Below are 23,796 nucleotides of genomic sequence, written 5' to 3'. Positions count from 1 at the left end.
GGCACCTGCCGCGGTCGGGCGGGCTAACAGGACCCCCGCGGGGCTAATCCTGTGGCCGCCCCGGAACCCCGGCCCCCCTCTCACGCGGCGGTGTCCCGGCCTCTTGTTCCCCCCGACGGCTGGTCAGAGCTGGGTCAGGCCGGTCAGCCCGGCCTACTGCAGCACCCCGGTGGCGGTCGCGGTGGCGGCTGCGGGGTCGGACAGTCCGGTCTGCTGCACCACACCGGCGGTGGTGGCGGCGGTGGTCGCCGTCAGGTCGTTCACCTCGTCGGTGACGGAGAGCCGCTGGTCGTCGCTGCCGAGGCTCGCGCTGGCCCCGGGGACGGCCTGCACGGCGCCGGTGAGCAGCCTCGGGTCGACCTCGCCGACCTTGAGCCGGCCGTCGGCGAGCTGGCCGGCGCCGTCCTGGGCGAGCGAGAGCGGCTTGCCGAGGCTGAGGCCGGGGGTGTCGGCGTGCAGCGGCGCGGTCGGGGCGTCCAGCAGCACCTGGCCGAGGTCGGCGCCCTGGTCGACCAGCGGGAGCGGCAGCTCGGCCTTGGCGCTCGGGCCGACCTTGCCGGTGCTCAGCTGGGGGACGATCCGCTCCGGGACCAGCTCGGTGCTGGTGCTGGTGGTCCGGCCGGGCACCGGCGGCATGAGCAGCGAGGTCGGGATGCCGGCCGAGACATGGCTGCCCAGCGGGGTGAGCGGCACGTCCGCGGGGACCTGCTGGGTGGCCAGCGCGTCCTCCAGGGCTCCGACGTGGTCGAGGCCGACCGGGGCGGCGCAGGCCGGTCCCTGGGAGGCGAGCATGCCCGCACCGACCGCCAGCAACATCGCGCCGGCCCGCTTGGAGAACTTCATGCTTTTCACCGTTCTGCTGTCCGTACTGGGGTTCACTGAGGAACGGCTGCGCGGGCGCAGCCGGAAAACAATCTGTCTCAACGAGTGACCGGGAGCGCGGATTGCGCCGGTTAACTGGTTCGGCCTAATAATCCGACCAGAAACCCCCTGTCGCCGCGCCTCCCGGACTCTTTTCAAAAATCCCCGTAACCTTCCGTGCCGTCATTCTTTGATCTGGACGTCAGTGACTGCAGACCGGGTCTGAGCGTTCGTTCTACGCGTTGTACGCACGGAAACCAAGAGCATTTCAGAGAGGGATCTCCCCATGATCCAGAAGTCCTTCGCCGCCGCCGGCCTGGCCGTCGCCGCGCTGGCCGCCGCAGCCGCGCCCGCCTCGGCCATCGGTGACGCGGACGGCGCCGCCGCCTCCATCGAGGGCAACGGTGGCACCAACTTCACCGGCACGGTCGGCAACAACAGCCCGAACTTCCACTTCCTGGACAACGCGAACATCTGCCTGCCCGAGATCCACAACATCGCCGTGAGCGGGGTCGGTCTGGCCATCCCGGTCGAGGTCCCGATCGCCAACAGCGGTGGCAGGCAGTACTGCACCCAGGGCCAGGGCACCCAGAGCCACGGCGACGCGGGCGTCTCCCACCTGGTCGGCTGACGCCCCCCAGAACTGCACTCCCCTGCAGGGCCCCTGAACCACCCTTCGAATCGTCCCCCGATTCACCCTTTGAGAGGAAAAACCGGAAATGATCAAGAAGTCCCTCGCCGCCGCCGGCCTGGCCGCCGCCGCCATCGCGATGTCCGCGGGCTCGGCCTCCGCCATCGTCGACTCGGACGGCGCCGCCACCACGGTCCAGGGCAACGGCGGCACCAACCAGACCGGCACCCACGGCAACGGCAGCCCGAACTTCCACACCCTGGACAACCCGAACATCTGCCTGCCCGAGATCCACAACATCGCCGTCGCCGCTGCCGGTGCCGCGGTTCCGATCGAGGTGCCGATCCTGAACAGCACCCCGAAGCAGATCTGCAACGTCGGCCAGAACACCCAGTCCTCGGGCGACGCGGGTATCTCGCACCTGATCGGCTGATCAAGGGGCACCGCACGGACGGAGGGCCCGGGGAGGAAGGTCTCCCCGGGCCCTCCGGGCTTGGCGGACGAAGTGTCCGGTCGGCCGCAGCAGCGGACCGGCCGGGTGACCGGCCGTCCGGCCCGGCGGGGCGTCGGGCCGAGCGGCCGGATGTGAACACGTGTCAGAGCGCCCGTGCGGGCGCTCCCAGAGAGAGGGCAGATCCATGAAGAGCATGCTGGCCAAGGCCGCGCTGACCGCCACCGCCGCGCTGGCACTCGCCGGTGCCGCCACCCCCGCCTTCGCCCACGTGGGCCTGGTCGGCGGCGGCGCGGTCGTCGCCACCGCCGACGAGCCGTTCGTGGCCGGCGAGGGCTTCGGCCTCGCCCACACCAGCAACACCACCGCGGGCGGCTTCGGCTGCGGCGCCGCCACCTCCACCGACCTGACGGGCCGCGGCGAGGGCTTCGCCCACGTCAACGGCTGGGAGTAGAACCCGGAAGGCCGGGCCGCCCCCGACGGGGAGCGGCCCGGCCTTCTGCGTTCGGCCTGCGAGTTACCTCTGCTTCAGCATCGCGGCGGCCTCGACGGCCCAGTAGGTGAGGATCTGCTCGGCGCCGGCCCGGCGGATCGAGGTGAGCGTCTCCATGATCATCCGCTCCCGGTCGATCCAGCCGTTCGCGGCGGCCGCCTCGACCATCGCGTACTCGCCGGACACCTGGTACGCGGCGACCGGCACCGGGGAGGCGTCGGCGACCTGGCGCAGGATGTCCAGGTAGGCCATGGCCGGCTTGACCATCACCAGGTCGGCGCCCTCGGCGAGGTCCTGCTCCAGCTCGCGCAGCGCCTCGCGGGCGTTGGCCGGGTCCTGCTGGTAACTCTTGCGGTCGCCCTTGAGCGAGGATCCGACGGCCTCGCGGAACGGGCCGAAGAAGGCCGAGGCATACTTGGCGGTGTAGGCGAGGATGCCCACGTCCTGGTGGCCGGCCTCGTCCAACGCCCGCCGGACGACGGCGATCTGACCGTCCATCATGCCGGAGGGGCCGACCAGGTGGACGCCGGCGTCGGCCTGCACCCGGGCCATCTCGGCGTAGCGCTCCAGGGTGGCGTCGTTGTCCACGCTGCCGTCGGCGGCCAGCACGCCGCAGTGGCCGTGGTCGGTGTACTCGTCCAGGCAGAGGTCCGACATGACCACCAGCGAGTCGCCGACCTCGGAGACCACGTCCCGGATCGCCTGCTGCAGGATGCCGTCCGGGTTGGTGCCCTCGCTGCCGATCGCGTCCTGCACCTGCGGGACACCGAACAGCATGACGCCGCCCAGGCCCGCCTCGGCCGCCTCCACGACGGCCTTGCGCAGGGTGTCCCGGGAGTGCTGGACCACGCCCGGCATCGAGCTGACCGGGACGGGCTCGCTGACGCCCTCGCGGACGAACAGCGGCAGGATCAGCTCCGCCGGGTGCAGCCGGGTCTCGGCGACCAGGCGGCGCATCGCCGGGCTCTGCCGCAGTCGGCGCGGGCGTACGTACGGGAATTCAGCGGACACGGCTTCTCTCTCCGAACGGTTGTGCAGTGCCGGGGGCGACGGCTCGCCGCCCCCGGCCGGGGTTGGGGCGGGCCCTCAGCGGGCCTTGCGGCGCGAACCGGGACGGCGCTCGCTGGGCCGGTAGACCGGTTCACCGGCGGCCGTCGCGGTGTCGCGGCGCTTGGCCCCGAAGTCTGCCAGGGCCTGGGCCAGCGCGGCGGCCGACGGAGCCGGGGCCATCACATCGACCCGCAGGCCGTGCTCCTCGGCGGTCTTGGCGGTGGCCGGGCCGATGCAGGCGATGACCGTGACGTTGTGCGGCTTACCCGCGATGCCGACCAGGTTCCGGACGGTCGAGGACGAGGTGAACAGCACCGCGTCGAAGCCGCCGCCCTTGATCGCCTCACGAGTCTCGGCCGGCGGCGGCGAGGCGCGCACCGTCCGGTACGCCGTCACGTCGTCGACCTCCCAGCCGAGCTCGACCAGGCCGGCCACCAGGGTCTCGGTGGCGATGTCGGCGCGCGGCAGCAGCACCCGGTCGATCGGGTCGAAGACCGGGTCGTACGGCGGCCAGTCCTCCAGCAGACCGGCGGCGGACTGCTCGCCGGAGGGCACCAGGTCCGGCTTCACGCCGAAGTCCACCAGGGCCTGCGCGGTGGTCTCGCCGACCGCCGCGACCTTGATCCCGGCGAACGCGCGGGCGTCCAGGCCGTACTCCTCGAACTTCTCCCGGACGGCGCGCACCGCGTTCACCGAGGTGAAGGCGATCCACTCGTAGCGGCCGGTGACCAGGCCCTTGATGGCCCGCTCCATCTGCTGCGGGGTGCGCGGCGGCTCGACCGCGATGGTCGGCACCTCCTGCGGCACCGCGCCGTACGAGCGCAGCTGCTCGGACAGGCCGGTGGCCTGCTCCTTGGTGCGCGGCACGAGGACGTTCCAGCCGAACAGCGGCTTGGTCTCGAACCACGAGTGCGAGGCCCGGTGGGCGACCTGCTCGCCCACCACGGCTATCACCGAGGTGGCCGGGTCGACCGGGGCGGAGACCGGCGAGGGCAGCACCCGGGCGGCCTTCAGGTCGGCCGCGATGCCGGCCAGCGTGGAGGTGAAGGTCCGCTGGCGGGTGGTGGTGCCGGAGAGCGTCGCGCTGAGCGCCGAGTCCGGCTTGCGCCCGTTGGAGACCAGCGCGTTGGCGGTGGCCGGCAGCTGGCCCAGGGTGGTGCGGACCACCAGGGTGGTCTCCGGCGCGCCCAGGTCCACCGGGCCGCCGGACAGCAGCTGGGCGCCGTCCACGAAGCGCACGTCGGTGCCGGCCCCGACGCGCAGCGGGACGCCCGCGTAGGCCGGGACGCCGACCGACTGGGCGACGCCCGGGATCACCTCGAAGGGGATCCCGTCGCCCGCACAGCTGAGCATCTCCTCGGCGGCGCAGCCGTCCAGGCCCGGGTCGCCGTCGACGGTGCGGACCACGTGCTTGCCCGAGCGGACGGCCTCGGCGACCACCTTGGCCAGGTCGAAGTCGATGCCCTCGACGGCCGGGGTGTGCACCTGCACGGCGGCCGGACAGTGGCTGCGCACGGCGGCGGCGGTCAGCGGGTCGGCGACCAGGACGTCGGCCGTGGACAGCACCTCGACCGCGCGCAGGGTCAGCAGGCCCGGGTCGCCGGGGCCCGCGCCCAGGAAGGTGCACCGTCCGGTGGCGGGCTGCCCTGCGGGGAACAGGGCGTCGGTGGCGGCGGTGGGGCTCATCGGGCTCGCTCCCCCATCAGGGTGGCCGCGCCCGCGCCGAGCAGCCGGTCAGCCAGCGCGCGGCCGAGGGCCGCCGCCTGCTGCTCGGCGGTCTCGTCGAGGACGATCGGACCGTTGGCGGACATCTTCAGCAGGGCGGAGCCGTCGGGGTCGCCGACCACGCCGTCCAGCCGCAGTTCGTTCTGCCGGCCCCAGGTGGCCAGCGCGGCCACCGGCGCCGAGCAGCCGGCCTCCAGGGTGGCCAGCAGGGCGCGCTCGGCGGCCACGGCGACCCGGGTGGGGGCGTGGTCCAGGGCCGCGAGCGCGGCGGTCAGGTCCGTGTTCCCGGCGGTGCACTCGATCGCGAGCGCGCCCTGGCCGGGGGCCGGGATCATCAGCTCGGGGTCGAGGTGCTGGGAGATCTCGGCACTGCGGCCGAGCCGGTTCAGGCCGGCCGTCGCCAGCACCACCGCGTCCAGCTCGCCGTCGGTCACGTAGCCGATCCGGGTGTCCACGTTGCCGCGGATCGCGACGGTCTCCAGCTGGGCGCCGCGGGCGGTGGCCCAGGCGTTCAGCTGCGCCATCCGGCGGGGCGAACCGGTGCCGATCCGGGCCGGGCGGCCGGCGCCGGCCAGCTTCTCGACCAGCTCGTCCAGGTTCAGGCCCTCGGCCGCGACCAGGGCGTCCCGGACGTCCTCGCGCTCGGGGACGGCGGCCAGCACCAGGCCCGCGGGGGCGGCGGTGGGCAGGTCCTTGAGCGAGTGCACGGCGAAGTCGATCCGGCCCTCCAGCAGCGCGTCCCGCAGTGCGGAGACGAACACGCCGGTGCCGCCGATCTGCGCCAGCGCCTCCCGGGAGGTGTCGCCGTAGGTGGTGATCTCGACCAGCTCGACAGGGCGCCCGGTGACCCTGGTCACCTCGCGGGCCACCATGCCCGACTGGGCCATGGCGAGGGCGCTGCGCCGTGTGCCGAGCCGCAGGGGTGCGGCGGCGGAGGGCTGCTCCGTGATCGGTTGACCATTCATGAGGTGATCGTCCCGGTGGTACTCGTGGGATGGCTGACGGTTCATCTGGTGCCCCCGGCGGAGGGCTGGGGCGCGCCGCCGACGGGCGTTCCGGACACGGCGTGCACGGCCGCCGGGTCGAGGTCGAAGAGCTCGCGCAGTGCCTCCGCGTAGGAGGCGCCGCCGGGCTCGGCGGCCAGCTGCTTCACCCGGACGGTCGGGGCGTGCAGCAGCTTGTCGACGACGCGGCGGACGGTCTGGCCGATCTCGGCGCGGGAGCGCTCGTCCAGGTCGGGCAGCCGGGACTCCAGCCGGCCCAGCTCGGCGGCGACCACGTCGGAGGCCATCGAGCGCAGCGCGACCACGGTCGGCGCGATCCGGGCGGCCCGCTGGGCGGCGCCGAAGGCGCTCACCTCGTCGGCGACGATCCGGGTGACCTGGTCGACGTCGCCGGCGCCGGGGGTGGCGGCGTGCGCGTGGGAGAGGCTCTCCAGGTCGACCAGCAGGGCGCCGTCCAGCTCGTGCACGGCGTGGTCGACGTCGCGCGGCATGGCCAGGTCGAGCAGGGCGAGCGGCTCGGCGGCCGAGCGGAGGGCGACGGCGGCGGCCACGTCCTCGGCCTTGACCACCACGCCGGCCGCGCCGGTGCAGGAGATCACCAGGTCCACGTCGGCCAGCGCCTCCGGCACCTTGGCGAGGTCCAGGGTGCGGGCCACGTCCGGGCCGAGGATCTCGACCAGCCGCTCGGCGCGGGCCGGCGTCCGGTTGGCGATCAGCAGGTCGGTCACGCCGGAGCGGATCAGGGTGGCGGCGGCCAGCGAGCTCATCGAGCCGGCGCCGACCACCAGCGCGCGCTTGCCGGCGATCTCGCCCGCGCCCGCCGCGACCTGCTCCAGGCCGAAGGTGACCAGCGACTGGCCGGCCTTGTCGATGCCGGTCTCGCTGTGCGCCCGCTTGCCGACCCGCAGCGCCTGCTGGAACAGCTCGTTCAGGCCGCGCCCGGCGGTGTGCTCCTCCTGGGCCTTGGCCAGGGCGTCGCGCAGCTGGCCGAGGATCTGGCCCTCGCCGACCACCATCGAGTCCAGGCCGCAGGCCACCGAGAAGAGGTGGTGGACGGCGCGGTCCTCGTAGTGGACGTACAGGTGGGAGGTCAGCTCCTCCAGGTCCACCCCGCTGTGGTGGGCCAGCAGCAGCGACAGCTCGGCGACGCCGGCGTGGAACTTGTCCACGTCCGCGTACAGCTCGATCCGGTTGCAGGTGTTCAGCAGCGCGGCTTCGGCGACGGTCGCGGTGGCGGCCGCGTCGTGCAGCAGCCGGGTCGGCACGTCACCGGTCAGCGCGGCGCGCTCCAGCACCCCGACCGGGGCCGTGCGATGGCTCAGCCCTACGACGAGAAGGCTCATGCCCGCCCCCCACAGCTCTCGGTGTTCATGCGGGCATCACCGCGGAGAGATCCCCGTCGCCGCCCTTGGCGGACTTTCCCTTGGCCGGCTCGACCGGGTCCTTGGCCGCCGACTCGGCGGTGCCGCGGCCCTTGCCGTTGCCGCCGGCCGCACGGCGCAGCTTGGCGGCGGCCGCGCGGACCGGGCCGGGGGCGCGGTCGAGGACCGACTCGGCGCGGTCGTCCGGCTCCTCGCCGGCCTTGCGCTGCTCGTGGAAGGCCAGGATTTGCAGCTCGATGGAGAGGTCCACCTTGCGCACGTCCACGCCGTCCGGGACGGTCAGCACGGTCGGGGCGAAGTTCAGGATGCTGGTGACGCCCGCCTCGACCAGTCGGTCGCACACCTGCTGGGCGGCGCCGGGCGGGGTGGTGATCACGCCGATGGAGACGTGCTGGCTCTCGACGATCGACTCCAGCTCGTCCATGTGGCGCACCGGCAGGCCGGCCGCGCTGGTGCCGACCACGTTCGGGTCGGCGTCGAGCAGGGCGGCCACCCGGAAGCCTCGGGAGGCGAAGCCGCCGTAGTTGGCGAGGGCGTGGCCGAGGTTCCCGATGCCGACGATGACGACCGGCCAGTCCTGGGTCAGGCCCAGCTCGCGGGAGATCTGGTAGACGAGGTACTCGACGTCGTAGCCGACGCCGCGGGTGCCGTACGAGCCGAGGTAGGAGAAGTCCTTGCGCAGCTTCGCCGAGTTCACGCCGGCCGCCGCGGCCAGCTCCTCGGAGGAGACGGTCGGCACCGAGCGCTCGGAGAGCGCGGTGAGGGCCCGCAGGTAGAGGGGCAGGCGGGCGACGGTCGCCTCCGGGATGCCCCGGGCACGCGAGGGTCGGCGCGCGGCGCCCTGGTCGGGCGTCTGCGAACTGCTCTGTGGTGATCGGCCGATTGCCACGGTGCTCCTGTGGGTGAAGCTGGGCTTTGGCAGCCAGGCTATGCGTTTGTGAACGTGTGCACAAAGATGGTGTCCGTTTTGTCCCCGCACAGTGATGCGCATCACGCCGTCGAACCCATAGCACCGGCCTGCGTCAGCACCACCTCCGGGGCCCGGGAACCGGGCAGCCAGGGGCCGTACGGCGCCTCCCGGCGCAGCAACGGGACGGCCTCGCCGGACGGGCGGGAGCGGGCCCGGCCCAGCCGCGGCCAGGGCACCCGGGCCGCCTCGCGCAGCGGGCCCGCCCAGTCGTCCGGCGGACAGGACGTGGCGCCCAGGCAGTACCGCAGCAGTTCGGCGGTCACCCGGGCGTCGCCCAACGCGGTGTGCGCCGGGTACCAGCCGAGGCCCGCCGCCTCCACGCAGGCCGCCAGGCCGTGACTGCGGGCCTCCGGCAGGTGGGCGCCGGCCAGCCGCATCGTGCACAACAGCGGGACGGGCGGCAGCGACACCCCGATCCGGGCGAACTCACGCTCGAGGAAGGCGTGGTCGCAGCTGACGTGGTGGCCGACCAGCACCCGGCCGGCCAGCAGCTCCAGCAGCCGCGGGGCGATCTCACGGAAACGCGGGGCGCCCTCGACGTCGCACTGCCGTATCCGGTGCACATGGGTCGGGCCGACCGGACCCAGCGGATCCAGCAGGGTGGCGAACTCCCCCTCGGGGCGCAGCCGCTCGTCGAGCAGCACCACCGCGACCTCGACCACCCGGTGCCGCCACGGACTGCGGCCGGTCGCCTCCACGTCGACCACGGCGAAGCCCCGGGCCCCGGGCGGGGTTTCGGGTGTCGCAGGGGTCGGGCCGGGAAGCATGGCGGCACTCCTCGTGTGCTCAGCCCCCCTCGGGCGCAAACGCGTTCGATCGTAAGCCGACCAACCCGCCCCGCCGCACGCCGAAACGGAGTGTCTTTGGCAACGATTCGGCGAAGCGCCCCCGCCGAGTGGCGGGGGCGGCGGTGCCCGCGCGGGCGGCCGGGTCAGCCGCCCAGGGCCGTGCGCAGCCGGCGCTCGTCGACCCGCCAGAAGTCGTGCTGACGGCCGTCGATCAGGGTGACCGGGATCTGCTCCCAGTAGCGGCGGTACAGCTCCTCGTCCTGGGTGATGTCCTTCTCCTCGAAGGACGCCCCCAGCTCGCCCGTCACCCGGACGATCACCTCGCGGGCCTCGTCGCACAGGTGGCAGCCGGGCTTGCCGACCAGGGTCACGGTACGGTCCGCGGGCTCGGGGCTCTTACGTCGCAGCAGTGGGCTCACCGCCCCATTCTGCGCCCACCGCGCACCCGCCCCCGCGCGCGGTGGAGCTGTTCACCTCTCGGGCACGGCACCGTCACGGCCGCTCCGCGCCCGGCTGGCTATGCTCGGTGCCATGGCCGTGCTCCGAAGGCTCACCCAGGCAAGACGTTCCACCAGCGAGCGGAGCGCCCTGGCGGGCGAGGCCGCGGCCGAGGCGGCCGAGGCCGCGCTGCGCGCCGAGCCCGAGCCCGTCCCGACCCCCGCGGCGGAGACCGCGCCGGACACCGCCGAGGCGCCGGCCACGGCCAAGCCCGGGAAGGCCCCCAGGGCCCCCAGGACCCCCCAGGCGCCCACCGAGAACCACACCCCGGACCCGGACGACCCCCGCGCCGCCGCCTTCTTCGACTGCGACAACACCATCCTGCGCGGGGCCGCGGTCTTCTACCTCGGCGTCGGCCTCTACCGCCGCGGCTTCCTCACCCGCCGCGACATCGCCCGCTTCGCCTGGCAGCAGGCCTGGTTCCGGCTGCACGGCGCCGAGGACCCGGACCACATCTCGGACGCCCGGAACACCGCCCTCGGCATCGTCGCCGGCAAGCGCGCCGCCGACCTGGAGGAGATCTGCGAGCAGATCTTCGAGGAGGTCGTCGCCGACAAGATCTGGCCGGGCACCCGCGCCCTGGTCCAGATGCACCTGGACGCCGGCCAGCGGGTCTGGCTGGTCACCGCCGCCCCGCTGGAGGTGGCCCGGATCATCGCCCGGCGGCTCGGCATGACCGGCGCGCTCGGCACCGTCGCCGAGGCCCGGGACGGCCACTACACGGGCCGACTGGTCGGCGACCTGCTGCACGGCCCGGCCAAGGCCGCCGCCGTCGGCGCGCTGGCCCGCCGCGAACGCCTCGACCTCGACCGCTGCGCCGCGTACAGCGACTCGGCCAACGACATCCCGATGCTCTCGCTGGTCGGCCACCCGTACGTGGTCAACCCGGACGGCGCGCTGCGCCGCCACGCCCGGGCCCAGGGGTGGCGGGTGCGGGACTTCCGCACCGGTCGGAAGGCGGCCCGGGTGGGGCTGCCGGCGGCGGCCGCGGTCGGGGTGCTGGCCGGCGCGACGGCGGCCGGGGTGGCGCTGTACCGCCGTCGCCGCCACGCCTGATTTCCCGCCCGATCCCCTCGCCGGAGCCGTCAGGCGCGCTTGCGCGAGGTCACCCGACGAGCTCGCCCGCGCGGGTGACCGGACGTCAACCAGGGCCCTGACCTGGCCGCTCGTACGGGCGAACTCCCGTGCGTGACAGGACAGTCCGGGCCCCATGTGCGAACCTGTCTGCTGGTGACCGGTTCTGATTGTTCGCCAGGCCGGGAAAGTCAGGGGTTGCGGAGCCCCAAGGCTGGGAAACCGCCCGCCAGGCCGCCGAATTGGTCACCCTGGGCGCCTGTTCGATCACGTTGAGCCGGATGAACGATGACAGCTCCGGTCAGTGTCAGCCGAATATGCGCAACAAATGGATCCCAAACGACCACTTCAACCACACGGTGTAGCTGTCATTGCACAAAGCGTTATTCTCTCCTGGATGCACGTCACCCACGCGTCCCGCTCGAACGGATGCTTCGGGGAGTGCTCTCCGCGCAGGCGGAGGTGATCCGTCCACAGTTCTGCCTCTGGGAGTCCCGTGTACCCACCCGTCCGGAACGACGCGCCTGCACCCTCCCGCCCGTCGTCCGCGCCCCTGCGCCCCCGTACCGGCCACCGCAGCCGTCCGACCGCCGAGCGGCAGATCTCCACCGGTCTGGACATGCTGCGCAACCTGCTCCGCAGCCAGCTCGCCACCTCGCCCCAACTCGCACCCGCCGGCGGATCGTTCAACCACCCGCACGGCCCCGGCCTGGCCCTGCGCACCACCGCCGCCGGCTCGACCGGCACCGGCTCGACGGGCACCGGCTCGCGCGGCCGCACCGGCAGCACCGGCGTCGGCCGCGGCCGCGCCCGGACCACGACCGGCCCCGGCTACGAGACCGAGCACAACCCGATCATGGAGCTGGTCGAGCGGGCCCAGGCCGGCGAGAGCGAGGCCTTCGGCCGGCTCTACGACCACTACGCGGACACCGTGTACCGCTACATCTACTACCGGGTAGGCAGCCGGGCCACGGCCGAGGACCTCACCAGCGAGACGTTCCTGCGCGCGCTGCGTCGGATCGGCACCTTCACCTGGCAGGGTCGCGACTTCGGCGCCTGGCTGGTCACCATCGCCCGCAACCTGGTCGCCGACCACTTCAAGTCCAGCCGCTTCCGGCTGGAGGTCACCACCGGCGAGATGCTCGACTCCAACGAGTGCGAGCGCAGCCCCGAGGAGTCGGTGCTGGAGTCGCTCTCCAACGCCGCCCTGCTGGACGCCGTGCGCCGGCTCAACCCGCAGCAGCAGGAGTGCGTCACGTTGCGCTTCCTGCAGGGGCTCTCGGTCGCCGAGACGGCCAGGATCATGGGCAAGAACGAGGGCGCCATCAAGACCCTCCAGTACCGCGCCGTCCGCACCCTGGCCCGGCTGCTCCCGCCCGACGCGCGGTGAGCCTGTCGTGACCGAGGGGGACACAGCCGGGGTGTCGCCCGGCCGGCCGTCACCGTCCGCACCCGACCGACACGTCAGAGTGAACGGTCGATCCGATGATCAGCCGTGCGTAACCGACCGCCCGCACCGATCGTTGGCCAGAGTGCAAGCCTCCACCAGGCGTACGGTCAAGCCGAATTGTGACCTGTCACCCGATGGAGTGGCTTTGGCCAGCCGGGGCAACCGTCCGGCAGGCCGGGGTGTCGACAACGACGAAGGGAGGTGTGGCCCGTGACGGCAAACGTGCTGGAGCACCGGCGGGCGAAGGCCTTCGCCGAGGTGCTGAAGGCCCACCGGACGGAGCAACGCGCTGCAACCGACGCGGAATCGGCCAACGCCGCAGGTACCGGCCCCGGTTCGGCCGCGATGGCCGAACTGGTCGGCCTGACCGACGCACTGGAAGCGCTGCCCGGACCGGTGCTGGACCGCGAGGTCCGGACGGTCCAACGCGCCCAGCTGATGGCCGCGTTCGAACAGGCCTTCGCCGGCGGACCGGGGGCCGCGGTGCCCCGCCAGCGCCGCCACCGGGCGATCCGGAGCGCGCCACGCGGCCGCTGGAGCCGCCGGTTCGCGATCGGCGGACTCGTGGCCGGGCTCGCCGTCGGCAGCCTGGCCGGTGCCGCCGCCGCGAGCACCGGCTCCGTACCCGGCGACACGCTGTACGGGCTGAAGCGCGGCCTCGAAGGGCTCCGACTGGACTTCGCGGGCTCCGATTCTGAGCGCGGCGAGCTGCTGCTCGACAACGCCGCCACCCGGCTCGGCGAGGCGAAGGTCCTGGTCGGCCGCACCGGCCCGGCGGGCGGGCTCAGCCCGGGCACCGTCGAGCAGGTCCGCCACGCCCTGGACGACATGCACGCCGACGCCCTCAAGGGCCGCGAGCTGCTGCGCTCGGTCTACCGCAGCAACGGCTCGCTCGAGCCGATGCGCGCGCTGGCCGGCTTCGCCCAGGACGAGGACGGCCGCTGGACCGAGCTGCAGGGCAAGCTGCCCGTGCAACTCACCCAGCAGGCCTCCCTGGTGAATCAGCTCTTCGACGACATAAGCGAGGACGTCGCGCCCCTGCGCCTGGCCCAGCCCCCCGCCAACAGCGGTGGCACGGCAGGCTCCGGGGCGGGCGGCGGCTCCTCCGACCGGACCGGCGGCTCCCCCGCCGGTACCCCGGCCGACGGCTCCGGCGCGACCCAGGGCGGCGGCCAGGCCCCGGGCAGCGGCGCCACCGGCGGCAACCGCCCCGGTGCCACCGAACACGCCCCGGCCAACCCCGGCGCCGGCGGCAGCGGCGGCAAGGGCGCCGGCCTGCCGAGCACCCTGCCCACCAGCGCCCCGGACGCCGTCAACGGGCTGGTCGGCGACCTCACCGGCGGGCTCACCGGCGCCAAGCCCTCGCCGAACCCCGACGCGGCCCCGCCGTCGGCGCCGAAGCCGTCCGGCACGCCCGGAGTCCCGGACGAGGCCCGGCAGCAGGGCGTCGAGGTGCCCCCATTGGTCCCGGGCCTGCTGCCCGGGTTGCGGATCCTCGGCGGCTGACCGGGGTTGTGCGGCGGGCCCGGCGGAGTGCGATATCCGCCGGGCCCGCTCCGTACGCTCGTGCGCTGCCGCACCCCCGCGCTGGTACGGACGGTCAGAAGAACACCGAGCGGCGCTGCATCAGCAGCTGGTAGAGCGTGTGCTGGATGGTCTCGCGCACCTCGTCGGCCAGGTCGAAGACCAGCATCGGGTCGTCCGCCGCCTCCGCCGGGTACCCGTCGGTGGCGATCGGCTCGCCGAATCGGATCGTCCACTTGGTCGGCAGCGGCAGCATCCCCAGCGGGCCCAGCCAGGGGAAGGTCGGCGTGATCGGCACGTACGGAAGGCCCAGCAGCCGGGCCAGCGTCTTCACGTTGCCGATCATCGGGTAGGTCTCCTCCGCCCCGACGATCGAGCACGGCACGATCGGCACCCGCGCCCGCAGCGCCGAGGCAACGAAGCCGCCCCGGCCGAAGCGCTGGAGCTTGTAGCGCTCGGAGAAGGGCTTGCCGATGCCCTTGAAGCCCTCCGGCCAGACCCCGACCACCTCGCCGCGCTCCAGCAGCGCCTGGGCGTCCTCGTTGCAGGCCAGCGTGTGGCCGGCCTTGCGGGCCAGCTCGTTGATGCCGGGCAGCACGAAGACCAGGTCGGCGGCGAGCATCCGCAGGTGCCGCCGGTTCGGGTGGTGGTCGTGGATGGCCACCTGGGTCATCAGCGCGTCCAGCGGGATCGTCCCGGAGTGGTTGGCGACGATCAGCGCGCCGCCCTCGGCCGGGATGTTCTCCGCGCCCTGGACGTCGATCCGGAAGTACTTCTCGGCCAGTGGGCGCAGCAGCGCGAGCAGCACCTCCTCGGTGAGCTCCCGGTCGAAGCCGAACTCGTCCACCTCGTAGTCGCCGGTGACCCGGCGGCGCAGGAAGGCCAGCCCCTCGGCGGCGCGGCCCTCCCAGCCCTTGCCGAACAGCCGGGTGGCCGCCGGGCCGAGCGGCCCGGACAGCGCCCCGCCGACGGCCCCGGCGAGCCGGTCGGCCAGGCCGGGGCCCGGGCCCTCGGGCTCGGACCAGCTGGGGGCGGACTCGATCGGGATGACCTTGGCCTCGCCCGACGCGTTCTCGGCTGCGGCACTCATCGCGGGTTCAGCTCCTCGGTCGGCGGGGGCGGTTCGGTACGGCGGAGGCGTCGTCGGCGGCGGCCGCCCCTTCCGGGCCGAGCAGGGCGGTCAGCCGGTCGGTGACGGCGGCCAGCCGCCCGGGCGGCAGCAGGCCCGGGCCCCGGGCGGCGGCGAAGTCGGCGAAGGCCTCGGGGGTGGTGAACGCCGGGCGGTAGCCGAAGGTCTCGCGCAGCCGCGTGGTGTCCACCACCCGGCCGTGGGTGAGCAGCCGCAGCTGCTCCGGCGAGACGTCCACCAGCCGGGTCTGCCGGGCCAGGACGGCCATCCAGCTGACCGCGGGCAGCAGCAGCGGCAGGGTGGGCCGGCCGAGCCGGCGGGCGCACTGGGAGAGCAGCAGGACGCCCTCCCCCGCCACGTTGAAGGTCCCGGTGTTGACGGTGCCCGGTTCGGGCTCGCCCACGGCCCGGCAGAGCACGGCGACGGCGTCGTCCTCGTGGACGAACTGCAGCCGCGGGTCGTAGCCGAGGACGGTCGGCAGCACCGGGAGCGCGAAGTACTCGCCGAGCGGGGTGTCCGCGTTCGGACCGACGATGTTGGCGAAGCGCAGCACCGTCACCGCGACGTCAGGGCGGCGCCGGGCGAAGCCCCGGACGTACCCCTCGACCTCCGCCGCGTCCTTGGCGAAGCCCCCGCCGGGCGGGTCCTTCGGCTGGATCCGCTCGCTGAACACCGCCGGGTCACGGGGCGCGGAGCCGTACACGCCGGTCGTCGACTTCACCACCAGCCGACGCACCCCGGGTGCCTTCTGGCAGGCGCCGAGCAGCTGCATGGTGCCGATGACGTTGGACTCCTTCACCGCGGAGCGGTTGGTGGAGCCCAGGCCGGTGGCGCTGACGCTGAGGTGCACGACGGTGTCCACCCGGTGCTCGGCGAGCACCCGGGCGAGCGCCGGGCGCCGCAGGTCGAGCTGGTGGAAGCGGTACGGGGCGGCCGGGCCGGCCGGCTCCTCGGCCGGCACCCGGGGCGGCTGCACGTCCACGCCGACGACCAGGTCCACGCCCGGACGGCGACGGACCTCGGCGGCGAAGCGGGCACCGAGACGGCGCGCCACGCCGGTGACGAGCACGACCACGCCCACGGTGCTGCACCCCATTCCTCGACCCGAGCGGCCTGTGTGCACCGTACCGCGCCGCCCTGCCGGGCCGGGAAACGACACCGCCCGCCCGGGCCACGAGGGCCAGGGCGGGCGGTGGAAGCGCTGGACGCGCTGGGCGCGGCCGGGGGCGCTTACTTCTTGTTGCGACGCTGAACGCGAGTGCGCTTGAGAAGCTTGCGGTGCTTCTTCTTGGCCATACGCTTGCGACGCTTCTTGATGACAGAGCCCACGGAACAACCCTCGCTCACTGAGACTCTCGTCCGTGAGAGACGGAGTCCATACGACTGACGTGAGGGCCTAGCCTACCGTCCATGGCGCGAAGGCCGTAATCCCGCTCCCGGTAGCCGGGAAACTCGCGGGAAATCCAGGGCGAACGGGGACGAACGGGGGTGGGCCCGCGGCTGCGGACCCGCCCCCGCCGGCCCGGTCCTACGCGCTCTCGAGCCGCACGTACGACTCCTTGAGGTACTCGTGCACCGCCTGCTGGGGCACCCGGAAGGACCGTCCGACCCGGATGGCCGGCAGTTCTCCGCTGTGCACCAACCGGTACACCGTCATCTTGGACACCCGCATGACCGCAGCGACCTCCGCCACGGTCAGGAAGACGACTTCCTGCAGGGGACGCTCCAGGGAACTCATGACCATCACCCGACCCTTACCCGTGTGCAAGGCACCGGCTTCCCCTCCGGTGACTCCACCGGCACACGTGTATCCCCAGAGTAGTTATGGGTGGTACCAGTGGGAAGAGGGGAGGTGCAGTCCTCGTACGGTGAGAGATAGGACTGTTGCAGTACGTAGCCACTCGGCGGATCGCACGGGTCGGCGTACGCACGGCCCGGCGGGCGGGCGGCCGGGGCGCCCTCGCTGCCCGGCCGGGGCGGCGGGTTCAGGCCAGCAGACCGTGGTGGGGGAACACCGCGCGGCGGCTCGCGAGGATGGCCTGATCGAGCCGGTCGGCCGGATCGTAACCCGCGTCGAAGTCGCGCCAGGCCGGGCGGGCGCCGTCGGTCATCCGCAGCGGGGCCGGGCGGCGGGTACGGCGGTAGACCTCGGCGCGCCAGGACTCGGGGGTCTCGGTGGCGGGGTCGACGGGTCGTCCGGCGGCGGTGGCGACCAGGTGGGTCCAGGTGCGCGGGACGACGTCGACCACCGCGTAGCCGCCCCCGCCGGTGGCCACCCAGCGGCCGTCGGCGTGGCGGTGGGCGAGGTCGTGCAGCTCCTCGGCGATCAGCCGCTGGGCGTCCACGGTGACGGCGAGGTGGGCGAGCGGGTCCTCCACATGGGTGTCGGCGCCGTGCTGGGTGACCAGGACCTGCGGCCGGAAGGCGTCGAGCAGGTCGGGCACCAGGGCGTGGAAGGCGCGCAGCCAGCCGGCGTCGCCGGTGCCGGCCGGCAGCGGCAGGTTGGCGGCGGAGCCGGGGGCGTCCGGGCCGCCGGTCTCCATCGGCCAGCCGGTCTGCGGGAAGAGCGTGGCGGGGTGCTCGTGCAGGGAGACGGTGAGCACCCGGGGGTCGTTCCAGAAGGCCTCCTGGACGCCGTCGCCGTGGTGGACGTCCACGTCGATGTAGGCGACCCGCTCGGCGCCGAGTTCGAGCAGCCGGGCGATGGCCAGCGCGGGGTCGTTGTAGATGCAGAAACCGGAGGCCTTGCCGGGCATCGCGTGGTGCAGTCCGCCGGCGAAGTTGACGGCGTGCGGGGTCTCGCCGCGCCAGACCGCCTCGGCGGCGGCCACCGACTGGCCGGCGATCAGCGCGGAGGCCGAGTGGATCGCGGGGAAGGACCAGTTGTCGTCGGTGCCGAGGCCGTGCCGGGGGTCGGTCCGATCGGGGTGGGCGGCGGCGTGCTTGACCGCCTCGACGTACTCCCGGGTGTGCACCAGCTGGAGGGTGGACTCGCCGGCGGCCGGCCCGGACCGGACGGTCACCCCGGGACCGCCGTCCAGCCCGAGGGCCTCGACCAGACGCATGGTGAGCGCCAGCCGGGTCGGGTCCATCGGGTGGCCGGGGCCGAAGTCGTAGGCGGTGACGGCCTCGTCCCAGAAGAGGTGCAGGCCGCAGGGGGTGTCACGCTCGGCTTCGGGCATGGCCTCCACCGTAGCGGGTGGCGGTGGCCGGGCCGCCGCCAGGGCGCGCCGGGGCGGAAGCGCTTTGTTGAGGCGGTACAGACAAAAGCTATCCGGCTCCCTATCCTCTCCGCCATGAAGCCATTCAGCGTGCAACGCCTTGGGGTAATTCTCGCTGCAATACTGGGACTTGGCCTGTTCTTTGCCGCCCAGCCGGCCTCCGCCGCGGTCAGCGGACCCGCTTTCGCCGTCGACAGGTCGACCGCGAAGGCCGGTGACCAGCTGACCCTGACGCTGTCCCTCACCAACACCGAGACCAGCGACATCTACTTCGGCTACGAGACCATCTCGCCGACCTGGCCCGCCAACACCAGCGGCGCCTTCACCGTCACGAGCTGCACCGGGGACACGGTCGACTGCGTGATCAGCGGGAACAGCGCCAACTTCCACTTCAACGCGCCGATCGCGCCGGGAGCGACCAGGACCGTCACGCTCACCGTCAAGATCGCCGACACCCCGTCGTGGGGCGCCGGGCCCTACACGGTGAACTGGGCGACCTACCTCTACTACGAGTTCGGCCAGGTGGGCAGTCCGACCGACGTCAGGGAGGGCGGCTCGCTCTCCGGGCTGCCCGAGCTGCAGACCGTGATCAGCTGACCCCCGTCCCGCCAACGGCCCCCGTCGTCACGCGGCGGCGGGGGCCAGCGCCGGTGCCGGGGCGAAGCGGTCCGCCAGCGGCAGGACGGCGAGCACCAGCAGCATCGGGGCCAGCAGCGCCCAGCGGTAGGAGCTCGCGTCGGCGATCGCCCCGACCAGCGGCGAACCGATCAGGAAACCCACGTAGTTGAAGAGGTTGAGCCGGGCCACCGCGGCGTCCGAGTCGGCCGGGAAGAGCCGGCCGCCGGCCGCGAAGACCTGCGGGATGATCGCGCAGATGCCGAAGCCGAGCACAGTGAACCCGGCGACGCCCGCCCAGGCGGCGGGCGCCACCGCGGCCACCCCGAAACCGAGCGCGGCCAGCGCCGCACCCGCGCGGACCACCAGGACGGCGCCGAAGCGCTGCACCGCGCGGTCGCCCAGAGCGCGGCCGAGCAGCATCGCGACCATGTAGCCGAGGTAGGAGAGCTTGGCGAGGTCCTCGCGGCTGCCCAGGCCGTCGGTGAGGTACTTGACGCTGTAGTTGGAGACCGAGGCGTCGGCGATGTACGCGAAGGCCATCGCCAGGCAGAGCGGCAGCAGCGGCCGCCAGGGGATGGACCGGGCGGCGGCCTCGGCGGCCTCCCGGACGGCGTCGCCGAGTTCGGCCGGGCCCGCGAAGCTGGTGCCGGTGACCACCGCGAGCGGGGCGATCACCGCGGCGGCCGTGCCGAACAGCACCGGCAGCCCGAGGTCGTAGTGCGAGCCGAGGCCCGCCAGGGCCGCGCCGACGATGCCGCCCAGGCTGAACGCGGCATGGAAGCCGATCATGATCGAGCGGCCGTAGCGGTGCTGCAGGCCCACCCCGAGCATGTTCATACTGGCGTCCAGTGCCCCCACCAGCAGCCCGAACGCCCCCAGCGCGAGGGCGAGTTGCCACAGCGTGTCACCGAGCCCGGCCGCCGCCAGGCTGAGGCAGACGGCGGGTTGGACCACCCGCAGCACGGCCCGCGCGCCGGTGCGCTTCACCAGCTGCTCGGAGGTGATCGAGCCGACCCCGGCCAGGATCGGCACGGCGGCCAGGAAGACCGGCAGCAGCCCGTCGCTCAGCCCGTACCGGTGCTGCAGCTCCGGGATACAGGTGACCAGCAGCGCGAAGGTGGTGCCCTGCAGCAGGAAGCTGACGGCGAGTGCGGCCCGCCCCACCCGCAGGCCGGGCGGGACCGCGGACGGCGCGGCACTCATACGGACCTCCACACGGGCCTCCCGGCGACCTCGCTACCGCCCGGTAGGACGATGTTGGCGAGAGCGTAGGCGGTGCGCCGCGATTGCGGGAGGGGTCGCGCAGGGACTTCTGCCCCGGCCGCCGCGGACTACTTCCCGCCGGAGGCCAGCTCCCTGGAACGGTCCCGGGCCGCCTCCAGGGCGCCCAGCAGCGCGGCCCGCACACCGTGGTTCTCCAGCTCGCGGATGGCCGCGATGGTGGTGCCGGCCGGGGAGGTGACCGCCTCGCGTAGCTTCACCGGGTGCTCGCCGGAGTCCCGCAGCATCACCGACGCGCCGATCGCGGACTGCACGATCAGGTCGTGCGCCACCTGGCGGGGCAGGCCGAGCAGGATCCCCGCGTCGGTCATCGCCTCGACCAGGAAGTAGAAGTAGGCCGGGCCGGAGCCGGAGAGCGCGGTGGCCGCGTCCTGCTGGGACTCCGGCAGCCGCAGCGCCTTGCCGACCGAGCTGAAGATCTCCTCGGTGCGCGCCAGGTGCTCCTCGGTGGCGTGCGAGCCCGCCGAGATGACGCTCATCCCCTCGTCCACCAGGACCGGCGTGTTGGGCATCACCCGGACCACCGGAGTGCCGGCCGCCAGCCGCTCCTCGAACCAGGCCGTCGGGACGCCGGCCGCGGCCGAGATCACCAGCCGGTCCGCACCGACGTGCGGGGCCAGCTCCTCCAGCAGGGTACCCATGTCCTGCGGCTTGACCGCGAGGATCAGGGTGTCGGCGAGCTTGGCGGCCTCGGCGTTGGAGACCGCCACCACGCCGTACCGGGCGGCGAGTTCGACCGCGCGCTCGGGGCGGCGGGCGGTCACCAGGACGTCCGCCGGGTTCTTGCCCGCCCGCAGCAGGCCGGAGAGCAGGGCCTCGCCGATCTTGCCGGTGCCCAGGAAGGCGATCTTCTGTCCGCGTGCTGCGCTGCTGCCCATGGTCCGCTCCTTGCCTTGGTACTGCGGCCATCCTCGCACCGTACGTCGGCGCCCGGCGGGACCGTCCGGTTCGTGGTCGCCGGGCCCGGCGGGGTGCGCCGCTCGCTCGGCCGTCGCCGCGCCTTGTCGCGCCTTGTCGGCCCTTGTCGACCTTCCCGCCCCTAGGGAGAAAACCAGGGGGTTCCCCTATGGCCTCCGGGGCCGGGCGGGCGCACCGTTGAACCATGGCACACGACGAAATGTCCCGACGTGAGAACCGGCAACTCGCCGTCGCCTCGGCGACCGTGGGCCCGTGGCGAACCGCCGCGGGGGTCGGTGCGGTGGTGGGGGCGACCTCCCTGGGGATCGAGGCGATCTCCGGGAGCTGGTCGCTGAGCATGCTGGCCGGACCGGCCGGCTGGGCGCTGTTCTTCTTCTTCCTGGTCGGCACCGTCGGCGGGCAACTGCGCCGCGACACCGCCGACCGGCGGCTGCGCCGCTGGGCGAACGACCACCCGTGGCAGTCGGCCCTCCCGGCGGCCGGCGGGCTGCTGGCACTGAACACCCTGGCGCAGCTGTTCCTCGGCGACTCCGGTCTGTTCGGCTCCTTCTTCATCTCGCTGCTGCCCGCCGGCCTCCTGCTGGCGATCGCCGGGGTGGTGGGGTCGGTGAAGCAGGCCCGCCGCAAGGGCTGACGCACCGGCACGGTTCAGGACGAAACAGGGTGAAGCGCCACCCGGCGGGCACGAGTTCACCACGTGGAGCGCCCCCGATCAGCGCATCGTCACACCCCGTCGTCATACTGGCGCGATGCCGATAGCCGAAGATCCGGAACCGCGCCCCGTCAGGGGCGACGAGCCGGGCGGGTCCGACCCGTCCGGAACGGGTGCGAAGGACCCGTTCGCCGACCTCGTCCTGGACGACGAATTCGTCCGGGGCGCCGCCGTCAAGGAACAGAGCGGGCGCACCCGCATGCTCACCGCCCGGTGGAAGCACACCCCGCCGGTCGACCCGGGCGGCCGCCGCTCGGTCAACGACGGCCCGGCGAAGAAGGCCAAGCGCCGCTTCGGGCGCAAGCCGAAGCCCCAAGCGGTCGACCCCTGGGGCAACCCGCGCCCGCGCAGTCGCCAACTGCCGTGGCGCACACCGCTCTACGTCGTGCTGACCGTCACCGTGCTGCTCGCGGCCCTGAACGTCAACGGGCTGCGCAACTGGTACTCGGACCACTACGGCGGCTCCTCCTCGGCCCACACCCCCGCGCCGACCGTCGCCCCCGAGACGGCCCGGCCGACCACCGCGCCGCCGAAGGTCGACGAACAGCAGCCGACCGTCGACCACCCCTGGGCCGGGTCCCTCGCCGAGGGCTGGCCGAACGGCGCCGAGGCCTTCGTCCTCCCCGAGGCACAGGCCACCGGCGTCTTCTCCACCGCCCAGGTCGCCGCCCAACTGCAGTCCGTCAAGGACTACCTGATCGCCGCCAACCTCGACCCCAAGGTGGTCGCCGGCGGCCGTCCGGACGCCGCCCTGGCACTGCTGGAGCGGGAGGACCAGGACGGCGCGAAGGCCGCACTGGAGCACCCGTCCAAGGACAACGACCCGACCAACTGGTTCAGCCGGTTCGACCCGCGCGACGCGATCCCGGTGGGCGACACGGTCAAGGTGCAGGGCCGGATGACCTACGAAGGCGACGGGGACAAGGGCGTCCTGATCCACACCGACTTCAGCTTCGTGTACGCGCTGCGCCCCGGCCCCGAGGCCGCCAAGCGGGCCGGGTCGCCCCAGCCGACGACCCCCGCCCCGCAGCCGACGAAGCCCGCCGCGCCGCAGGGCGGCGGCACGGCCAAGCCGGCGGGTCTCCTCGTGCCGACGGACGACGTGGCCGGGGACACCTGGACCACCCGCACGATCGTGCGGCGGGCGGACACGTTCCGCTTCTACGACCCGGGCCGCTACCAGGTCCAGCCGAAGAAGATCGTGTACGCCAAGAGCCAGACGGACCCCGCCAACTCGGCCTGCGACGTCTACGACGGCTTCTTCCACCCGCAGTTCGACCAGTTCGCGGCGCTGCGACCGGACACCCCCGGCTCCCGGCCGACCGGCCCGGCCATCGACCCGTACGACCGCAGCAAGGACATCCAGCAGACCGACGAGTGCGGCACGATCAGCCGCTACTGACCGGTCAGCGCTTGCGCTTGGCCCTGGCGTCGGGCCGGCCGCTGCGGCCGGCCTGGCGCTTCTCGTACTGGGCGACGGCCCGCTGGTACGCGGCGCGGCGCACCGCCTCGCCCGGCGCCTCGACCAGGCTGCGGGCGAAGTAGGCGGCCAGGGCGCCGGCGCTGCCGATGAGCCAGACCGCGCCGAGCGACTTGTCCTCGGCCATCCAGCCGGTCAGCTGGTCCCTGCCCTCGGTGAGCAGCTTCCAGGTGCGCCGGACGGACATCATCGAGCAGATCGCGATGGCGGCGGTCATCAGCCCGTTGACGAAGGTCCCGTTGTCGGAGAGGGCGATGCCCTCGACGCCGAACCGCAGCACCAGCACCACGGCGGCGGTCGCGGCCAGGGCGCCGACGGACACGGCGACCCGGCGCGGCCAGTAGCCGCCGTCCCGGTTCAGCCAGCTGGTGCCGAACCAGCGGATCGGCTCCGGCTCGGGCGCGCCGACGGTCTTGGGGGCGCCGACGGCCTTGGGCGCGGGGGTGGGGGGCTGCTCGCTCACGCCGTCGATTATCACCCGACCGCCCCATCCGGCGGAGGAGCCGTCCGAACCGACGGAGGAGCCGTCCCCTACG

Annotated in this window: 25 protein-coding genes; 9 read left to right on the top strand and 16 right to left on the bottom strand. The window is 73.5% G+C overall.

The features are described 5' to 3' along the window. Positions 1 to 153: 153 nt before the first annotated feature. Positions 154 to 843, bottom strand: a complete 690-nt coding sequence (locus ACZ52J_RS05250) for a hypothetical protein (protein ID WP_465615996.1) — start codon at positions 841 to 843, stop codon at positions 154 to 156. Positions 844 to 1,147: 304 nt separating this feature from the next. Here ACZ52J_RS05250 and ACZ52J_RS05245 point away from each other — a divergent pair, with 304 nt between their 5' ends. From ACZ52J_RS05245 to ACZ52J_RS05235, 3 genes are all read left to right on the top strand, one after another. Further along, entirely contained in the window at positions 1,148 to 1,492 is a 345-nt protein-coding gene (locus ACZ52J_RS05245; protein ID WP_280675437.1) for a rodlet layer protein, read from the top strand. An 88-nt stretch (positions 1,493 to 1,580) separates the two neighbouring features. Then, the gene (locus ACZ52J_RS05240; protein WP_465615994.1) at positions 1,581 to 1,925 is read left to right on the top strand and encodes a rodlet layer protein; all 345 of its coding nucleotides are present in this window, start codon (positions 1,581 to 1,583) and stop codon (positions 1,923 to 1,925) included. Positions 1,926 to 2,130: 205 nt separating this feature from the next. Then, on the top strand, positions 2,131 to 2,397 hold the full coding sequence (locus ACZ52J_RS05235) for a hypothetical protein (protein ID WP_465615992.1): 267 nt from the start codon (positions 2,131 to 2,133) through the stop codon (positions 2,395 to 2,397). A 63-nt stretch (positions 2,398 to 2,460) separates the two neighbouring features. Here the strand turns inward: ACZ52J_RS05235 and hemB are convergent, their stop codons facing one another. The 7 genes from hemB to ACZ52J_RS05200 all read right to left on the bottom strand — a co-directional run bounded on the left by hemB (position 2,461) and on the right by ACZ52J_RS05200 (position 9,774). Further along, positions 2,461 to 3,447 carry a porphobilinogen synthase gene (gene hemB, locus ACZ52J_RS05230; protein ID WP_465615990.1) on the bottom strand — a complete coding sequence of 329 codons (987 nt, stop codon included), beginning with the start codon at positions 3,445 to 3,447 and terminating at the stop codon, positions 2,461 to 2,463. Between the two features lie 75 nt (positions 3,448 to 3,522). Next, the gene (locus tag ACZ52J_RS05225; protein ID WP_360495638.1) at positions 3,523 to 5,172 is read right to left on the bottom strand and encodes a bifunctional uroporphyrinogen-III C-methyltransferase/uroporphyrinogen-III synthase; all 1,650 of its coding nucleotides are present in this window, start codon (positions 5,170 to 5,172) and stop codon (positions 3,523 to 3,525) included. Continuing rightward, on the bottom strand, positions 5,169 to 6,176 hold the full coding sequence (gene hemC / locus ACZ52J_RS05220) for a hydroxymethylbilane synthase (RefSeq protein ID WP_465615987.1): 1,008 nt from the start codon (positions 6,174 to 6,176) through the stop codon (positions 5,169 to 5,171). The genes ACZ52J_RS05225 and hemC overlap by 4 nt, the downstream gene beginning before the upstream one ends. Before the next feature lie 41 nt (positions 6,177 to 6,217). After that, a complete protein-coding gene (locus ACZ52J_RS05215; protein ID WP_360495644.1) occupies positions 6,218 to 7,558 on the bottom strand; it encodes a glutamyl-tRNA reductase in 1,341 nt (446 codons plus the stop codon). Positions 7,559 to 7,583: 25 nt separating this feature from the next. Further along, on the bottom strand, positions 7,584 to 8,486 hold the full coding sequence (locus ACZ52J_RS05210) for a redox-sensing transcriptional repressor Rex (protein ID WP_360495647.1): 903 nt from the start codon (positions 8,484 to 8,486) through the stop codon (positions 7,584 to 7,586). Positions 8,487 to 8,587: 101 nt separating this feature from the next. Further along, positions 8,588 to 9,334 (bottom strand): 3'-5' exonuclease, encoded by a 747-nt coding sequence (locus ACZ52J_RS05205; protein WP_465615984.1) that lies wholly within the window; start codon positions 9,332 to 9,334, stop codon positions 8,588 to 8,590. Between the two features lie 164 nt (positions 9,335 to 9,498). Continuing rightward, positions 9,499 to 9,774 (bottom strand): glutaredoxin family protein, encoded by a 276-nt coding sequence (locus tag ACZ52J_RS05200; RefSeq protein WP_360495653.1) that lies wholly within the window; start codon positions 9,772 to 9,774, stop codon positions 9,499 to 9,501. Positions 9,775 to 9,886: 112 nt separating this feature from the next. Between ACZ52J_RS05200 and ACZ52J_RS05195 the strand changes: the two genes are divergently transcribed. The 3 genes from ACZ52J_RS05195 (at position 9,887) to ACZ52J_RS05185 (ending at position 13,883) form a co-directional block, all read left to right on the top strand. Continuing rightward, positions 9,887 to 10,909 carry an HAD family hydrolase gene (locus ACZ52J_RS05195; RefSeq protein WP_465615982.1) on the top strand — a complete coding sequence of 341 codons (1,023 nt, stop codon included), beginning with the start codon at positions 9,887 to 9,889 and terminating at the stop codon, positions 10,907 to 10,909. Positions 10,910 to 11,546: 637 nt separating this feature from the next. Further along, the gene (locus ACZ52J_RS05190) at positions 11,547 to 12,317 is read left to right on the top strand and encodes an ECF subfamily RNA polymerase sigma factor, BldN family (protein ID WP_465616360.1); all 771 of its coding nucleotides are present in this window, start codon (positions 11,547 to 11,549) and stop codon (positions 12,315 to 12,317) included. A 270-nt stretch (positions 12,318 to 12,587) separates the two neighbouring features. Continuing rightward, complete coding sequence (locus ACZ52J_RS05185) at positions 12,588 to 13,883, top strand: DUF5667 domain-containing protein (RefSeq protein ID WP_465615980.1); 1,296 nt, start codon at positions 12,588 to 12,590, stop codon at positions 13,881 to 13,883. Between the two features lie 94 nt (positions 13,884 to 13,977). Here ACZ52J_RS05185 and ACZ52J_RS05180 read toward each other — a convergent pair whose 3' ends face one another. The 5 genes from ACZ52J_RS05180 to ACZ52J_RS05160 all read right to left on the bottom strand — a co-directional run bounded on the left by ACZ52J_RS05180 (position 13,978) and on the right by ACZ52J_RS05160 (position 18,212). Then, a complete protein-coding gene (locus ACZ52J_RS05180) occupies positions 13,978 to 14,991 on the bottom strand; it encodes a lysophospholipid acyltransferase family protein (protein WP_465615978.1) in 1,014 nt (337 codons plus the stop codon). Positions 14,992 to 14,998: 7 nt separating this feature from the next. Beyond that, positions 14,999 to 16,111, bottom strand: coding sequence for an NAD-dependent epimerase/dehydratase family protein (locus tag ACZ52J_RS05175; RefSeq protein ID WP_465616358.1), 1,113 nt, complete (start codon positions 16,109 to 16,111; stop codon positions 14,999 to 15,001). 149 nt (positions 16,112 to 16,260) lie between these two features. Next, the gene (locus ACZ52J_RS05170) at positions 16,261 to 16,359 is read right to left on the bottom strand and encodes a 30S ribosomal protein bS22 (protein WP_003948845.1); all 99 of its coding nucleotides are present in this window, start codon (positions 16,357 to 16,359) and stop codon (positions 16,261 to 16,263) included. A gap of 199 nt (positions 16,360 to 16,558) precedes the next feature. Next, complete coding sequence (locus ACZ52J_RS05165) at positions 16,559 to 16,768, bottom strand: helix-turn-helix domain-containing protein (RefSeq protein WP_360495668.1); 210 nt, start codon at positions 16,766 to 16,768, stop codon at positions 16,559 to 16,561. 247 nt (positions 16,769 to 17,015) lie between these two features. Then, a complete protein-coding gene (locus ACZ52J_RS05160; protein WP_465615976.1) occupies positions 17,016 to 18,212 on the bottom strand; it encodes an acetoin utilization protein AcuC in 1,197 nt (398 codons plus the stop codon). A 114-nt stretch (positions 18,213 to 18,326) separates the two neighbouring features. On the opposite strand from ACZ52J_RS05160, the gene ACZ52J_RS05155 reads away from it, so the two are divergent. Continuing rightward, on the top strand, positions 18,327 to 18,848 hold the full coding sequence (locus ACZ52J_RS05155) for a hypothetical protein (protein ID WP_465615974.1): 522 nt from the start codon (positions 18,327 to 18,329) through the stop codon (positions 18,846 to 18,848). 27 nt (positions 18,849 to 18,875) lie between these two features. On the opposite strand, the gene ACZ52J_RS05150 is transcribed toward ACZ52J_RS05155, so the two are convergent. After that, positions 18,876 to 20,072, bottom strand: a complete 1,197-nt coding sequence (locus ACZ52J_RS05150) for an MFS transporter (RefSeq protein WP_465615972.1) — start codon at positions 20,070 to 20,072, stop codon at positions 18,876 to 18,878. Positions 20,073 to 20,200: 128 nt separating this feature from the next. After that, positions 20,201 to 21,028, bottom strand: coding sequence for a pyrroline-5-carboxylate reductase (gene proC, locus ACZ52J_RS05145; protein ID WP_465615970.1), 828 nt, complete (start codon positions 21,026 to 21,028; stop codon positions 20,201 to 20,203). A gap of 224 nt (positions 21,029 to 21,252) precedes the next feature. On the opposite strand from proC, the gene ACZ52J_RS05140 reads away from it, so the two are divergent. Continuing rightward, positions 21,253 to 21,702 carry a hypothetical protein gene (locus ACZ52J_RS05140; protein WP_465615968.1) on the top strand — a complete coding sequence of 150 codons (450 nt, stop codon included), beginning with the start codon at positions 21,253 to 21,255 and terminating at the stop codon, positions 21,700 to 21,702. Between the two features lie 115 nt (positions 21,703 to 21,817). Then, the gene (locus tag ACZ52J_RS05135; protein WP_465615966.1) at positions 21,818 to 23,182 is read left to right on the top strand and encodes an SCO2583/SCO2584 N-terminal domain-containing protein; all 1,365 of its coding nucleotides are present in this window, start codon (positions 21,818 to 21,820) and stop codon (positions 23,180 to 23,182) included. A 4-nt stretch (positions 23,183 to 23,186) separates the two neighbouring features. On the opposite strand, the gene ACZ52J_RS05130 is transcribed toward ACZ52J_RS05135, so the two are convergent. After that, positions 23,187 to 23,723 (bottom strand): hypothetical protein, encoded by a 537-nt coding sequence (locus ACZ52J_RS05130; RefSeq protein ID WP_465615964.1) that lies wholly within the window; start codon positions 23,721 to 23,723, stop codon positions 23,187 to 23,189. Positions 23,724 to 23,796: the final 73 nt, after the last annotated feature.

The sequence above is a fragment of the Kitasatospora sp. NPDC034035 genome, from assembly GCF_055575755.1.
The sequence above is the reverse complement of the archived record's forward strand: the minus strand, read 5'-3'. Positions and strand labels throughout refer to the sequence as shown.